Source organism: Geodermatophilus sp. FMUSA9-8 (assembly GCF_037034165.1).
In the GTDB taxonomy this organism is placed as follows: domain Bacteria; phylum Actinomycetota; class Actinomycetes; order Mycobacteriales; family Geodermatophilaceae; genus Geodermatophilus; species Geodermatophilus nigrescens.
In genome coordinates, this window is the sequence record NZ_JBAGKE010000001.1 from 290937 (window position 1) to 305794 (window position 14858).

The window sequence follows — 14858 nt, forward strand, 5'->3', positions numbered from 1 at the left end:
GCCGAGCCCACCGACCGCGGCCCGTGGTGCCCGACCTCGCGCTGCGGGGCGAGGTCGGGCACCACGCCGCGAGGGCGGTGCGGTGCTGCACCGGCCCCCTCGCAGGGGCCCGCACCGGGCGTCGGCGAGGAGCGGGGGCGAGGGGGTCCTTCCTCAGTCGACGAGGTCGAGGGCCGCGCCGACCACCGAGTCGACGTCGAGGCCGTGGTACCGGTACACGCTGTCGAGGTCGCCGCTCTGCCCGAAGCGCGTCACGCCCAGGTGCGCGGCCGGCACCTCGCGCAGGCCGGCGAGGAACGCCAGCGTGTGCGGGTGGCCGTCGAGGACGGTGACCAGCGGGGTGGCCCGGTCGGCCGGGAAGACGCTGTCGAGCACCCACGGCGAGGCGTCGTCGAGACCCCGGCGCGCCTGGGCGGCGCGGAACAGCAGCCCGGGGCTGGTCACCACGACGACGTCGGCCCCGAACCCGAGCCCGTCGAGCCGCTCGGCGGCGGCCAGCGCCTCGGGGACCAGCGCCCCCATCGCGGCCAGCGTGACCGCCGGGCGCGGCACCCGCCGCAGCGGGTAGGCCCCCGCCACGACCTGGCGGCGGCGCCGCTCGCGGGCCGCGCCGTCGACCGGGACCGCGGCCAGCGCCTGGTCCACCGGCCGGGTGGACAGCCGCAGGTAGGCCGACTGCCCGCCCGGGCGGCCCATCTGCCCGAGCGCGGCGAGCAGGCACCACTCGGTGTCGAGGGCGAAGGCCGGTTCGTAGGTCAGGCAGCCGGGCTGCTCCAGGCCGATCGACGGCGTGGTGATCGACTGGTGCGCCCCGCCCTCCGGGGCGAGCGTCACGCCCGACGGCGTCCCCACCAGCAGCGACTGCCCGCCGGCGTAGATGGTGAACGACCACGGCTCCAGCGCCCGCTCGACGAACGGGTCGTAGAGGACGCCGATGGGCAGCAGCGGCTGGCCCCAGCGCGACCAGGTGGCGCCGAGCTCGCCGATCGCGCCCACCAGGTTGGTCTCGGCGATGCCGAGCTCGACGTGCTGGCCCGAGGGCCGCTCGCGCCAGTGCAGGATCGTCTCGGCGTCGTCGGCGAACCAGTCGCGGCGGTCCTCGTGCGACCAGACGCCGACCTTGTTCACCCAGCCGCCGAGGTTGGTCGAGCTCGACACGTCGGGGCTGACGGTGACCACCCGGCGGCCCACCTCGGGCGCGGCGCGGTTGAGGTCGAGCAGGGTGCGGCCGAGCGCCGCCTGCGTGGTGGCCGTGCCCGAGGGGGTGCGGCCGAGGTCGGCGGGGACGTCGGGCGCGGGCGCGCTGCCGGCCGCCGGGCGGGCGAGCCGGGCGGCCGCGGCGGCCAGCAGCTCCGCGGGCCGGCTGCTGGCCGGGAAGCCGGCCCACGGCTGCGCCGGGTCGACGCCGACGCGCGCGGCGAGCTCGTGCAGCTGGGCCTCGGTGAGCAGCGCGGAGTGGTTCTGCGGGTGGCCCTCGGTGGCCAGGCCGTAGCCCTTGAGCGTGTAGGCGATGACGACGGTGGGGCGGGTGTCGTCGATCTGCGCGAACGCCGTCCGCAGCGCGCTGAGGTCGTGTCCGCCGAGGTTGCGCACCGCGGCGAGCAGGTCGGCGTCGGCCACCCCGTCGACCAGGCCGGCGATCGCGGCCGCCCCCGGCCCGTCCCCCGGCAGCTCGCGGCGCACCTCCTCGGCGGTGCGGCGCAGCAGCCGCTGGTACTCGGCGTTGCTCATGCCGTCGATGCGGTCGCGCAGCTCCGGGCCGCCGGGGCGGGTGTAGAGCTCCTCGAGCAGCGCGCCGTACTTGACGGTGAGCACCTGCCAGCCGGCCGCGGTGAACATGCCCTGCAGCCGGGTGGCGCCCAGGGTGGGGACGACGCGGTCCAGCGACTGCCGGTTGAGGTCGACGATCCAGTTCACCTCGCCGAGCTCGGCCACCATCGGGTCGAGCACGGCCTCCCAGACCGCGCCCTCGTCGAGCTCGGCGTCACCGACGAGCGACCACTGCCGCCCGGTGCCCCCGGCGCCGAACTGGGTGTTGACGTAGCGGCGGGCCAGCGCGCCCCAGATCGGCGCGGTGGCGCCGATGCCGACCGAGCCGGTGGAGTAGTCGGCCGGGACGGGGTCCTTCAGGCGCGACGGGTAGGACTGCAGCCCGCCGAACTCGCGCAGCGTCGTCAGCCAGGAGGCGTCGAGCTGCCCGAGCAGGAACTCCAGCGCGTGCAGCACCGGGGAGGCGTGCGGCTTCACCGACACGCGGTCCTCGGCGGACAGCTGCTCCAGCCACAGCGCGGTCATGATGGTGACCATCGAGGCGCTGGAGGCCTGGTGGCCGCCCACCTTGAGGCCGGTCGGGTTGGGGCGCACCCGGTTGGCGTGGTCGACGACCGCCGTGGCGAGCCACAGCACGCGCTGCTCGATCTCGCGCAGGGCGGCGTCGTCGGCGCCGGTGGCGGGCGGGCGCGGGGCGGCGAGCGTCATGGGTCTCCCGTCGGTGGGTGGAGGGCCAGCATGACGCGGGACCGGGGGTCCCCCACCGCGCGGCCCGGTGTGCCAGCGTGCTCCCCCGTGACCGCCCCCGACCGCACGGCCCTGCTGCGCTCGCTGTACGCCGCGTTCAACGCCCGCGAGATCGACGCGGTGCTGGCCGCCATGTCCCCCGCCGTCGACTGGCCCAACGGCTGGGAGGGCGGCCGCGTGCACGGCCACGACGGCGTCCGCGGCTACTGGGAGCGCCAGTGGGCGCAGATCCGGCCACTGGTGCGCCCGACCGGGTTCGACGTCCGGCCGGACGGCTCGGTCGCGGTGAGCGTGGCCCTCACCGTCCGCGACCCGGGCGGGGCGGTGCTGTCCCGGGAGACGGTGCGGCACGTGTACCGGTTCGACGGCGACGGCCTGCTGACCCGGATGGACGTCGAGCCGGCCGGTCCCGAGCGGTAGGCGCCCCCGGCCGGGGAGCCGGGGGCACCTCCCGGGTCAGGGGACGAGGATCGCGCGCCCACGCACCTTGCCGGCGTCGAGGTCGCGGATGGCGTCCACGGCGCGGTCGAGCGGGTACTGCTGGGTGTGCAGGGTGACCTTCCCGGCCTGCGCGAGCACCATGAGCTCGGCGAGGTCGGTGTAGGTGCCGACGATGTTGCCGACGACGTTCTTCTCGCCGGCGACGAACTCCAGCGTCGGGATGCGCAGCTCGCCGCCGTAGCCGATGACGTAGAGCGAGCCAGCCGGGCCGGTCATCCGCCAGCCGTCCATCTCCGCGCCCTGCTCGGCGACGAAGTCGAAGACGACGTCGGCGCCGCCGCCGGTGAGCTCCTGCACCGCCCGCACCTGGTCGCCGTCGGCCACCACGGTCTCGTCGGCGCCGATCTGCCGGGCGAGCTCCAGCGCCTCGGGGTTGCGGTCCACCACGACGACGCGGGTGCCCGACAGCGCCGCCAGGCACTGGACGCCGATGTGCCCGAGCCCGCCGGCGCCCTGCACGACGGCCGTCGTCCCGGGGTGCAGCAGTGGCAGCGCCTTGCGGACGGCGTGGTAGGCGGTGATCCCGGCGTCGGCGAGCGCGGCGACGTCGGCCGGGTTGGTCGACGGGTCGAGCTTCACGCAGGCGCGGGCCGTGGTGCGCAGGTACTCCGCCATCCCGCCGTCGTCGTTCGAGAGCCCCGGGAAGAAGGCGTTCTCGCACTGCATGTCCCGCCCGGCGCGGCAGGCGGAGCAGAGACCGCAGCTGGGCTGCGGGTGCAGGATCACCGTGTCGCCGACGGCGACGTTGGTGACCCCCTCCCCCACCGCGTGCACCCAGCCGGCGTTCTCGTGGCCGATGACGTAGGGCAGGTCCGGGTTCTGGAGGTCGGCCCACTGGCCCTCGAGGATGTGCAGGTCGGTGCGGCACACCCCGGCGCCGCCGATCTTCACGATCACGTCGAGGGGCCCCCGCAGCTGCGGCTCGGGGATGTCGTCGAGCGAGGGGTCGGCGTGGTACTCGTGCACGCGCACGGCCTTCATCTAGCGCACCTCCAGGGGGATGAGCGGGCGGTCGTCGGGGCGGGGGGTCTGGTCGGCCTCCGACCCCGGGTAGCGGGTGGTGAGCAGGCCGCGGCAGAAGTGCGCGTTGCCGTCGACCGAGATGCGCACCGAGCGGGCCCGCCGCAGCACCATCGGCGCGTCGGCGGCGCCGGGGCGGGTGCCGTCCTCGCGGAGCAGCACCGGGTCGGCGTCGCCGGCCGGGAGCCCGAGGGCGACCCGCCGGCGGCGCAGGCCCTCGGCGGCGTCGGCCGGCAGGTCGCCGAGGGTGACCGCCCGGACGTCGGCCGACGGGTCGGTGCGCAGCAGCGCGGTGAGCGCCCGCTCCATGGCGGCGGTGTGCGCCTTGCGGACGAACGTCGCCCGCAGCCCGTCCAGCGACTCCTCGGCCTCGTGCCCGAAGGTGCCGCGGTAGCCGAGCCCGGCGGCCAGCCCGCGGTTGATCAGGTCGGAGTCGGAGTGGTCGTCGAGCTCCACCACCACCCGCCCGACCCCCGGGACGGCGGAGACGGCGTCGTGCGCGTCGGACACCATGAGCCAGGCGAAGTTCGGCGCGCAGAACGAGGTGGGCAGCCGCAGGTGCACCTCGACGGCGCCGCCGTCCGGGGAGTCGTCCACGGTGACCGAGCGGACGAACCCCAGGTCGGTGATCGGCTCGTCGAGCTCGGGGTCGACGACGGTGCCCAGCGCCGCGCGCACCGCCGCCTCGTCGACCCGGGTGGCGGCGCGGGGCAGGACCGCCGTCATCAGACGCTCGCCAGGTCGGCCGCGGCCGGCTCCCGCGGGCCCGTCTCCGTCTCGTCGGCCTCCGGCAGCCGCAGGTGCTCGGGCACGGGGAGGTCGTAGAGGCGGGCGGCGTTGAGCCCGAGCACCTTCTTCTTCTGGTCGACGGTGATCGGCGCGTACTCCGGGCTCATGTCCTCGGGGATCTGGAAGTCCACGAACTTCTCGACCAGCCACTTCGGCGTCCAGAGCGCGTAGTCGCTGGAGAACAGGATCCGGTCCTCGCCGAGCCAGTAGAGGAGCTCGCCCATGATCTGCGCGAAGTACCGCGGGCGGGTGTGGATGAACGGGATGGCGACCGCGAGGCCGGCGACGACGTTGGGCTCCTGGGTGGCGATCCAGCAGAAGTCCTCGAGGCGCGGCAGGCCGCAGTGCTCGACGACGAAGGTCAGGTCCGGGAAGTCGGTGGCCACGTGGTCGACGTCGGCCACGTCGAAGGCGTCCCGGTCCAGCGGGCGGATCGTCGGGCCCTTGTGGATGTGGATGTTCCTGATGCCGAGTTCCTGCGACAGCTCCAGGTAGCGCTGGGCCATCGGGTCGGTGAGCTTCCAGCCGCGGGACTCGCCGTGCCAGTCGGCGGTGTAGAGCTTCACGCCGGTGAGGTGCATGCGCTCGGCGGCGGCGCGCAGCGCGTCGAGGCCGTTCTCGCCGTCGCGCGGGTCCCAGTAGTGGTTGTAGGTGAGCTCGTCCGGGTGGGCCTGCGCGAGGGCGAACGCCTCCTCGGTCTGGCCGAAGCCCCGGTGGTAGAACTCCGCGAGCCGGGCTGGCTGGAAGATGGCGTGGTCGACGATGCCGTCGGCGAACACGTCGCGCATCAGCCGCTCGCCGCCCTGGTAGAGGTACTCCTCGTAGCCCCAGACCTCGGACTCCGGGGACAGGTTGCGGTGGTAGTCGTAGAAGCAGTCGATGAACTGCTTGCCGTGGACGTTGCGCTGGTTCTCCGGCCGCGCGTCCCACAGCGCGATGTGCGCGTCCACCACGTAGTACTGCTCGCCGTCCTTGGTGTACATCCGTCGGCCTCCGTCGGCTCCGGTCGTGAGCTGGGTCACGTGCTCGCCGCCGACGCTAGGGCGGCCGCGCCGCCGTGAGCCCCCTCCGGCCGTCTCACTCTGAGACACCTCGGCACCCGCCTCGCCGCGTACATTGCCGTGACATAGGCCACAGCGGGAGGCGACCGTGGACGAGCCGGCCGGACCAGCGCCGCTGCCCGACCCCGCCCTCGCGCGGCGCCGCGGGACGGCGCCCCGGGTGCGCGCGTCCTGGCGGCGCAGCCAGGGGTACGGGGTGCCGCCGGACGAGGTGGTGCCGGTGTTCACCGGGTCCCCGGACACCGGCTCCCTGCTCTACGAGTGCGCCCACCGGGTGCTCAGCGACCTGCAGACGACGATCGCCAACGAGCCGGTGAGCCTGATGGTCGCCGACCCCGCCGGGTTCGTGCTGGCCCGCCTCGGCGACGACGCCTCCATCCACCGGGCGCTGGACCGGGTGCACCTGGCGCCGGGGTTCTCCTACGCCGAACGCAACGCCGGCACCAACGGCCTGGGGCTGTCGCTGGCCGACCGGGCCCCGACGCTGGTGCGCGCCGCCGACCACTGGGTGACCGACCTGCGCGGCTACACCTGCGCCGCGGCGCCCGTGCTCGAGCCCGGCACCGGGGAGCTCGCGGGCAGCATCAACCTCACCACCTGGTCGGACTCCTCCTCCGAGCTGCTGCTGGGCCTCGCGCAGACGGCGGCCAGCGCCACCAGCGCGCTCATGGCGGTGCGCAGCGGCGGCCGCCTCGTGCGCCCGGCGCCGCGCGGCGAGGTGTTCCGCGTGGTCGGCGGGTCGCTGGCCCCCGACGACGGCGACCCGTGCGTCACCCCCGCCTGGCGCACCGCCGTCGACCGGGCCGCGGTCGCGGTCTCCTCCGGGGCCGGGACGGTCGTCGTCGGCGAGCCCGGCGCCGGCAAGGCGACCCTGGCGGCGCTCGCCCGGCGGCGCCTGGCCGGACGGCAGCGGCTGCTGCACGCCCGCGCGCCGGAGGCCGGCGACGTCGCGCCGTGGCTGGAGCTGTGGACGCCGGAGCTGCGCGACGCCGACACCTGCGTGATCGTCTCCGGGCTGCACCGGCTGCCGGCGTGGGCGGCCGGGGAGCTCGCGCACGTGCTCGCCACCGTGCGCCGCGCCGGGCGGCCGCAGCCGTTCGTGCTCACCGCGCCGGACTACGGCGCGCTGCCGGACCCGGTGGCCCGGCTGGTCGACGCCGTCGTCGAGGCGCCCGCGCTGCGCGACCGGGCCGACGACGTGCTGCCGCTGGCCTCGTGGACCGCGCGCCGGGAGCGGCACCGCGAGGTGGCCTTCACCCCCCGCGCCGCGCGGGCGCTGACCGGCTACGCGTGGCCGGGCAACGTCGCGCAGCTGCGCCGCGTGGTGCGCGAGGCGGTGACCCGGGCCGACGTCGTCGACGTGTCCCACCTGGCGCCGGAGGTGCTCGACGGCGGCGGCCGGGCGCTGACCCGCCTGGAGCGGCTCGAGCGCGACGAGATCGTGCGGTGCCTGACCGAGCCCGGGACGACGATGACCCGCGTGGCCGAGGAGCTCGGCATCGGCCGGGCCACCCTCTACCGCAAGATCGCCCAGTACCGGATCACCGTCCCCGACCGCTGAGGCCGCCCGCCGGGCCGGCCGCTCGGCCCGTCCGTCGTCCCGCTCCGGGGGCCGTGGCGTCCCGGCCGCCCTAGGGTCGGGCGCAGGAGGTGGGGCGGTGTCGGACGGGCTCTACATCACGGGCAGCGAGCCGGCGACGGGGAAGTCGGCGGTCGCCCTCGGCCTGTTCGACCTGCTGGCGCGGCGCGTGGGCCGGCTCGGGGTCTTCCGGCCGGTGGTGCGCAGCCGCGACGAACCCGACCGGGTGGTCGACCTGCTGCTCCCCCGGGCGCCGGGGTCCCCGCCGTACGAGGCCTCGCTGGGCGTCACCTACGCCGAGGTGCTCGCCGACGAGGACCGGGCGCTGTCGGAGGTGGTCGCCCGGTACCGCGCGCTGGCGGCCCGGTGCGACCGGGTGCTGGTCGTCGGCACCGACTTCGGCGAGGCGGGCGCGGCCCGCGAGCTCTCCCTCAACGCGCGGATCGCGGTGAACCTCGGCCTGCCGGTGGTGTGCACGGTCTCCGGGCACGGCCGCGACGCCGCCGAGGTGGACCGCGCCGTCGACGTGGGCACCGACGCGCTGCGCCGGGCCGGCTGCGACGTCGTGGCGGTGGTCGTCAACCGGGTCGCCGCCGGCGAGCACGCCGCCGTCCGGGAGTCCCTGGCCGGGCGGGAGCCCGCCGCCTGGGCGCTGCCCGACGTGCCCGCGCTGACCGCGCCGACGATGGCCGAGATCGCCCGCGCCTGCGACGCCCGGGTGCTCGTCGGCGACGCCGCGGCCCTGCGCCGGGAGACCTCCGGCGTGCTGGTGGCCGCGATGACGGTGCCCAACCTGCTCGACCGGCTCGCCGACGACGTCGTGGTGATCACCCCGGGCGACCGAGCCGACGTGCTGCTCGGCGTCCTCGCCGCCCACCTGTCCGACGCCCTGCCGCAACCCGCGGGCCTGGTGCTCACCGGCGGCCTGGAACCCGCGGCGAGCGTGCTGGAACTGGTGCGGCGCCTGCCCACGGTCGTGCCTGTGGTGCTCACCGACCTCGACACCCACGCGACGACGACGGTGGCCGACACCGTGCCCGGGTGGCTGAACGCCGAGGCGCCGCGCAAGGTCGACGTCGCGCTGGCGCTGTTCGAGGAGCACGTCGACGGCGCGGCGCTGCTCGACCGCGCCGAGGTGCACCGCGCCCGGGTGACCACGCCGCTGATGTTCGAGCACGGGCTGCTGGACCGGGCGCGCGCCGACCGCCGGCACGTCGTGCTGCCCGAGGGCACCGACGAGCGGGTGCTGCAGGCCGCCGACCGGCTGCTGCGGCGCGGCGTCGTCGACCTGACCCTGCTCGGCGACCCCGCCGAGGTGCGGGCCGCCGCCGTCCGCGCCGGGGCCGACGTGTCCGCGGCGCGGGTGCTCGACCCCTGCGACCCGGCGCTGCGCGAGGAGCTCGCCGTCGAGTACGCCCGCCGGCGCGCGCACCGCGGCGTGACCATGGACGCCGCCCGCGACGTCGTCGTCGACGTGTCCTACGCGGGCACGCTGATGGTGGCGCTCGGCATGGCCGACGGCATGGTGTCCGGGGCGACGCACACGACCGCGCAGACGATCCGCCCGGCGCTGGAGCTGATCCGCACCACCGAAGGCGTGTCGATCGTGTCCAGCGTGTTCTTCATGTGCCTGGCCGACCGGGTGCTGGTCTACGGCGACTGCGCGGTCAACGTGCACCCGGACGCCGAGCAGCTGGCCGAGATCGCGGTGACCTCGGCGGACACGGCGGCCCGCTTCGGCGTCGAGCCGCGGGTGGCGATGCTGTCCTACTCCACCGGGGAGTCCGGCAGCGGCGCCGACGTCGACCGGGTGCGCGCGGCCACCGAGCTGGTGCGCGGGCGGGCGCCGGACCTGTCGGTGGAGGGGCCGATCCAGTACGACGCCGCCGTCGACGCCGGGGTGGCGCGCACCAAGCTGCCCGGCAGCGCGGTGGCCGGCCGGGCGACGGTGTTCGTCTTCCCCGACCTGAACACCGGCAACAACACCTACAAGGCGGTGCAGCGCAGCGCCGGCGCGGTGGCGGTCGGCCCGGTGCTGCAGGGCCTGCGCAAGCCGGTCAACGACCTGTCCCGCGGCGCCACGGTGCAGGACATCGTGAACACCGTCGCGATCACCGCCATCCAGGCGCAGGACCCGGCGCTCGACGGCACCGCGCAGGACCCGGCGCACGAGGACACGGCGCAGGGGGACGCGTGAGCGGGCGGGTGCTCGTGGTCAACGCCGGCTCGTCGTCGCTGAAGTACCGGCTGGTCGACGTCGCCGCCGGGGAGGCGCTGGCGTGGGGGCTGGCCGAGCGGGTGGGGCAGCCCTCCGGGCGGCTCACCCACTCCCTGCCCGGCCGGGCGCCCGACGAGGTGGAGCGGCCGCTGCCCGACCACGGGGTGGCGCTGGGCGCGGCGCTGGAGGCGTTCGACCGCTCGGGTCCCCGGCTGGCCGACGCCGGGCTCGTCGCCGTCGCGCACCGGGTGGTGCACGGCGGCGACCGGTTCTCCGCGCCGGTGCGGGTGGACGACGACGTGCTGCGGGCGGTCCGCGAGCTCGCCACCCTGGCGCCGCTGCACAACCCGGTCAACGCCACCGGCATCGAGGTGGCGCGCCGCGCCTTCCCGGGCCTGCCGCACGTGGCGGTCTTCGACACCGCCTTCCACGCCACGCTGCCGCCGGAGGCCTACACCTACGCCGTCCCGCCGCAGTGGGCGCGGGACCACGGCGTGCGGCGCTACGGGTTCCACGGCACCTCGCACGCCTACGTCTCCCGCGCCGCCGCGGAACTGCTCGGGCGCCCGCCGGAGGAGGTGAACACCGTCGTGCTGCACCTGGGCAACGGGGCGAGCGCCACCGCCGTCGCCGGCGGCCGCAGCGTGGACACCTCGATGGGCATGACGCCGCTGGAGGGACTGGTGATGGGCACCCGCTCCGGCGACGTCGACCCCGCCGTCGTGGCGCACCTGCACCGGGTGGCCGGGCTCGGGCCCGACGACGTCGACCGGGCGCTCAACTCCTCCAGCGGCATGCTGGCGCTGGCCGGCACCAACGACCTGCGCGAGGTGCACCGCCGCATCGCCGAGGGCGACGCCTCCGCCGCCCTGGCGCTCGACGTGTTCTGCCACCGGGTGCGCAAGTACGTCGGCGCCTACCTGGCGGTGCTGGGCCGCACCGACGCGATCGCGTTCACCGGGGGCATCGGCGAGAACGACCCGGTGGTGCGGTCGCGGTCCCTGGCCGGGTTGGAGCCGCTGGGCATCCGGCTCGACGAGGAGGCCAACGCCGAGCGGGTCCCGGGCGCCCGGCGGATCTCGGCCGGGGACGGCCCGGTCGCCGTCCTGGTGGTCCCCACCGACGAGGAGCTGGAGATGGCCCGCCAGGCCGTCGCCCTCCTGGAGGGCCATTAGCGCTATGAACGCCCACGGGTCCGCCGTCCCGGGGGACGGCGGAGCCGGGTCACTCAGTCGTCGTCGGTGCGGTAGCCCAGGTTCGGCGCGAGCCAGCGCTCGGCCTCCGCGAGCGTCCAGCCCTTGCGGCGGGCGTAGTCCTCGACCTGGTCGCGGCCGACCCGGCCCAGGTTGAAGTACCGCGACGCGGGGTGGGAGAAGTACAGCCCGCTCACCGCCGCGCCCGGCCACATGGCCATGCTCTCGGTGAGCTGGATGCCGGCGGTGGACTCGACGTCGAGCAGCGACCAGATCGTGAGCTTCTCGGTGTGCTCCGGGCAGGCGGGGTAGCCCGGCGCCGGGCGGATGCCGTGGTACCTCTCCGCGATGAGGGCGTCGGCGTCGAGGTGCTCGTCGGGGGCGTAGCCCCAGTACTCCGTGCGCACCCGCTCGTGCAGCCGCTCGGCGAAGGCCTCGGCGAGCCGGTCGGCGAGCGCCTCCAGCATGATCGCGCTGTAGTCGTCGTTCGCCTTCTTGAACGCCATGACCCGCTCCGCCGAGCCGATGCCGGCGGTCACCGCGAAGGCCCCGACGTAGTCGCGCAGGCCGGTCGAGCGGGGCGCGACGAAGTCGGCCAGCGACTTGCGGGGAGACCCGTCCCGCCCCTCCGTCTGCTGGCGCAGCTGGTGCAGCGTCGTCAGGACCTCGCGGCGTGACTCGTCGGTGTAGACCTCCAGGTCGTCACCGCCGACCTGGTTGGCCGGGAACAGGCCGAAGACCCCGTTGGCGGTCAGCCACCGCTCCCCGACGATCCGGTCGAGCATCTCCTGCGCGTCCTCGTAGAGCCGGCGCGCGGCCTCCCCGGTGGTCGGGTTGTGCAGGATGTCGGGGAACCGGCCGCGCATCTCCCAGGCGTTGAAGAACGGCTGCCAGTCGATGTAGCCGCGCAGCTCCTCGAGCGGGTAGTCGGGCAGGGTGCGGACGAACTGGGTGGCCACGTGCCGGACGTGGTCGCACGCCGGTCCGGCGCAGGCGTCCATCGCCTGCTGCTGCAGCATGCGGGGGCGCGGCGGGGTGTAGGCGCTCCAGTCGATCGGCGTGGCCGCGGCGCGCGCGGCCTCGATGGGCAGCAGCGCCCGGGTGTCCTGGCGGGCGGCGTGCCGCTCGCGCAGCGCCGCGTACTCCGCGTCGGTCCGGGCCAGCAGCGCCGGCCGCTGCTCGTCGGACAGCAGCGCCGCGACGACGGGCACCGACCGCGAGGCGTCCTTCACCCAGATGACCGGCCCGTGGTACCGCTGCGCGATCTTGACGGCGGTGTGCGCCCGGGACGTCGTCGCGCCGCCGATGAGCAGCGGGACCTCGAAGCCCTGCCGCTCCATCTCCGAGGCCAGCGTGACCATCTCGTCCAGGGACGGCGTGATCAGCCCGGACAGGCCGATGACGTCGGCGCCCTCGGCCTTGGCGGCGTCGAGGATCTTCTGCGGCGGCACCATCACGCCGAGGTCGACGACGTCGTAGTTGTTGCACTGCAGCACGACGCCGACGATGTTCTTGCCGATGTCGTGGACGTCGCCCTTCGCCGTCGCCATGACGACCTTGCCGTTGGTCCGCTCGGCGTCCCCGGGCTGCTTCTCGGCCTCGATGTGCGGGATCAGGTGGGCGACGGCCTTCTTCATCACACGGGCGGACTTGACCACCTGCGGCAGGAACATCTTGCCGGCGCCGAACAGGTCGCCGACGACGTTCATGCCGTCCATGAGCGGGCCCTCGATGACCTCGATGGGCCGGCCGCCGCGCGCGGCGATCTCGACGCGCAGCTCCTCCGTGTCGTCCTCGACGAACGCGTCGATGCCCTTCACCAGGGCGTGGGTGATCCGCTCCCCCGCCGGCAGGGACCGCCACTCCTCGGTGGCGACCTCCTTCACCGCGCCGTCGCCGGCGTAGTCGCCGGCGATCTCGAGCAGGCGCTCGGTGCTGTCGGGACGGCGGTTGAGGATGACGTCCTCGATGCGCTCGCGGAGCAGCTCGGGCACCTCGCTGTACACCTCGAGCTGGCCGGCGTTGACGATCGCCATGTCCAGCCCCGCGGCGATCGCGTGGTAGAGGAAGACCGAGTGGATGGCCTCCCGCACGGGGTTGTTGCCCCGGAAGGAGAACGACACGTTGGAGACGCCGCCGGAGACCAGCGCGCCGGGCAGGTTCTGCTTGATCCAGCGGGTCGACTCGATGAAGTCCAGCCCGTAGTTCGCGTGCTCCTCGATGCCCGTGGCGACGGCGAAGATGTTCGGGTCGAAGATGACGTCCTCGGCCGGGAACCCCACCTTCTCCACGAGGACGTCGTAGGCGCGCTTGCAGATCTGCGTGCGCCGCTCGAGGTCGTCGCCCTGCCCGTCCTCGTCGAAGGCCATGACGACGACCGCGGCGCCGTACTTGCGGCACAGCCGCGCGTGGTGGACGAACTCCTCCTCGCCGTTCTTCAGCGAGATGGAGTTGACGATGGCCTTGCCCTGGATGTTCTTGAGGCCGGCCTCCATGACCTCCCACTTGGAGGAGTCGACCATGACGGGCACGCGGGAGATGTCGGGCTCGGAGGCGATCAGCTTGGTGAAGCGGTCCATCGCCGCGACGCCGTCGATCATCCCCTCGTCCATGTTGACGTCGATGACCTGCGCGCCGGCCTCGACCTGCTGGCGCGCCACGGCCAGGGCCGCCGGGTAGTCACCGGCCTTGATGAGGTTGCGGAAGCGCGCGGAGCCGGTGATGTTGGTGCGCTCGCCGACGTTGACGAACAGCGAGTCCTCGGTGACGACGAGCGGCTCGAGACCCGACAGCCGCAGCGCGGGCCGCGCCTCGACCGGCGTGCGCGGGCGCTTGCCCTCCACCGCGGCGGCGATCGCGGCGATGTGCGCCGGGGTGGTGCCGCAGCAGCCGCCGACGAGGTTGACGAACCCGCTGTCGGCGAACTCCTCGAGCACCGCCGCGGTCTCCTCGGGCGACTCGTCGTACTCGCCGAAGGCGTTGGGCAGGCCGGCGTTCGGGTAGCAGGACACGAACGTGTCGGCCACCCGCGCCATCTCGGCGACGTAGGGCCGCATCTCCCTCGCGCCGAGGGCGCAGTTGAGGCCCACGAGCAGCGGCCGGACGTGCCGGATCGAGTTCCAGAAGGCCTCGGTGACCTGGCCGGACAGCGTGCGCCCCGACGCGTCGGTGATGGTGCCGGAGACGATCACCGGCCAGCGGCGGCCCCGCTCCTCGAACAGCGTCTCCAGGGCGAAGATCGCCGCCTTGGCGTTGAGCGTGTCGAAGACCGTCTCGACCATCAGCGCGTCCGCGCCGCCGTCCACCAGCCCGTTCGCCTGCTCCAGGTAGGCCTCGACCAGCTCGTCGAAGCTGACGTTGCGGGCGCCCGGGTCGTTCACGTCGGGCGAGATCGACGCCGTCCGGGTGGTGGGGCCGATCGCGCCGGCGACGTAGCGCGGCCTGTCCGGGGTGCGCGCGGTGGCGGCGTCGGCCTCGCGGCGGGCCAGCCGGGCGGCCGCCTCGTTGATCTCCCGGGACAGCTCGGCCATGCCGTAGTCGGCGAGGGACACGGCATTGGCGTTGAAGGTGTTGGTCTCGATGACGTCGGCGCCGGCGTCGAGGTACTCGCGGTGGATGCCGGCGATGATCTCGGGCCGGGTGAGCACCAGCAGGTCGTTGTTGCCCTGCAGGTCGCTCGGCCAGTCGGCGAACCGCTCGCCGCGGTAGCCGGCCTCGCTGGGCCGGTCGCGCTGGATGGCCGTCCCCATCGCGCCGTCGAGCACGAGGATCCGCTGCTCGAGCAGGGCGGTGAGCTCCGCGGTGGCGTCGGGGCGGAGCTGCGGGGTCTCGGTCACGGGCGTCCTCGGGGTCGCGGGGCGGGCGGGGCCTGTGCTGCAGCAGCAGCCGCCGGCGCGCCGGTGTTCCCGGGACGTCCCGGCGGGCCGACGCCATCCTCCCATCCCCGATCCACCCGGACGGGGAGCGCGACCGACGTAGGC

Annotated in this window: 9 protein-coding genes; 4 read left to right on the forward strand and 5 right to left on the reverse strand. The window is 74.9% G+C overall.

Annotation, left to right across the window (positions count from 1 at the left end; translation table 11 throughout):
- Positions 1 to 153: 153 nt before the first annotated feature.
- Positions 154 to 2478 carry a transketolase-like TK C-terminal-containing protein gene (locus WA616_RS01415; RefSeq protein WP_336026630.1) on the reverse strand — a complete coding sequence of 775 codons (2325 nt, stop codon included), beginning with the start codon at positions 2476 to 2478 and terminating at the stop codon, positions 154 to 156.
- 87 nt (positions 2479 to 2565) lie between these two features.
- Here WA616_RS01415 and WA616_RS01420 point away from each other — a divergent pair, with 87 nt between their 5' ends.
- Entirely contained in the window at positions 2566 to 2937 is a 372-nt protein-coding gene (locus tag WA616_RS01420; protein WP_336026632.1) for a nuclear transport factor 2 family protein, read from the forward strand.
- A 36-nt stretch (positions 2938 to 2973) separates the two neighbouring features.
- Here the strand turns inward: WA616_RS01420 and WA616_RS01425 are convergent, their stop codons facing one another.
- From WA616_RS01425 to WA616_RS01435, 3 genes are read right to left on the reverse strand one after another with little or no spacing between them, the layout of a single operon-like run.
- A complete protein-coding gene (locus WA616_RS01425) occupies positions 2974 to 3999 on the reverse strand; it encodes an NAD(P)-dependent alcohol dehydrogenase (RefSeq protein WP_336026634.1) in 1026 nt (341 codons plus the stop codon).
- On the reverse strand, positions 4000 to 4764 hold the full coding sequence (locus WA616_RS01430; RefSeq protein WP_336026637.1) for a metal-sulfur cluster assembly factor: 765 nt from the start codon (positions 4762 to 4764) through the stop codon (positions 4000 to 4002).
- Positions 4764 to 5810 (reverse strand): amidohydrolase family protein, encoded by a 1047-nt coding sequence (locus tag WA616_RS01435; RefSeq protein ID WP_336026640.1) that lies wholly within the window; start codon positions 5808 to 5810, stop codon positions 4764 to 4766. The genes WA616_RS01430 and WA616_RS01435 overlap by 1 nt, the downstream gene beginning before the upstream one ends.
- Before the next feature lie 166 nt (positions 5811 to 5976).
- Between WA616_RS01435 and WA616_RS01440 the strand changes: the two genes are divergently transcribed.
- From WA616_RS01440 to WA616_RS01450, 3 genes are all read left to right on the forward strand, one after another.
- Positions 5977 to 7449, forward strand: a complete 1473-nt coding sequence (locus tag WA616_RS01440) for a helix-turn-helix domain-containing protein (protein WP_336026641.1) — start codon at positions 5977 to 5979, stop codon at positions 7447 to 7449.
- A gap of 97 nt (positions 7450 to 7546) precedes the next feature.
- On the forward strand, positions 7547 to 9664 hold the full coding sequence (pta, locus tag WA616_RS01445; protein ID WP_336026644.1) for a phosphate acetyltransferase: 2118 nt from the start codon (positions 7547 to 7549) through the stop codon (positions 9662 to 9664).
- A complete protein-coding gene (locus tag WA616_RS01450) occupies positions 9661 to 10860 on the forward strand; it encodes an acetate/propionate family kinase (protein ID WP_336026645.1) in 1200 nt (399 codons plus the stop codon). The genes pta and WA616_RS01450 overlap by 4 nt, the downstream gene beginning before the upstream one ends.
- Before the next feature lie 53 nt (positions 10861 to 10913).
- Here the strand turns inward: WA616_RS01450 and metH are convergent, their stop codons facing one another.
- Positions 10914 to 14714 carry a methionine synthase gene (gene metH / locus WA616_RS01455; RefSeq protein ID WP_336026647.1) on the reverse strand — a complete coding sequence of 1267 codons (3801 nt, stop codon included), beginning with the start codon at positions 14712 to 14714 and terminating at the stop codon, positions 10914 to 10916.
- Positions 14715 to 14858 lie beyond the last annotated feature (144 nt).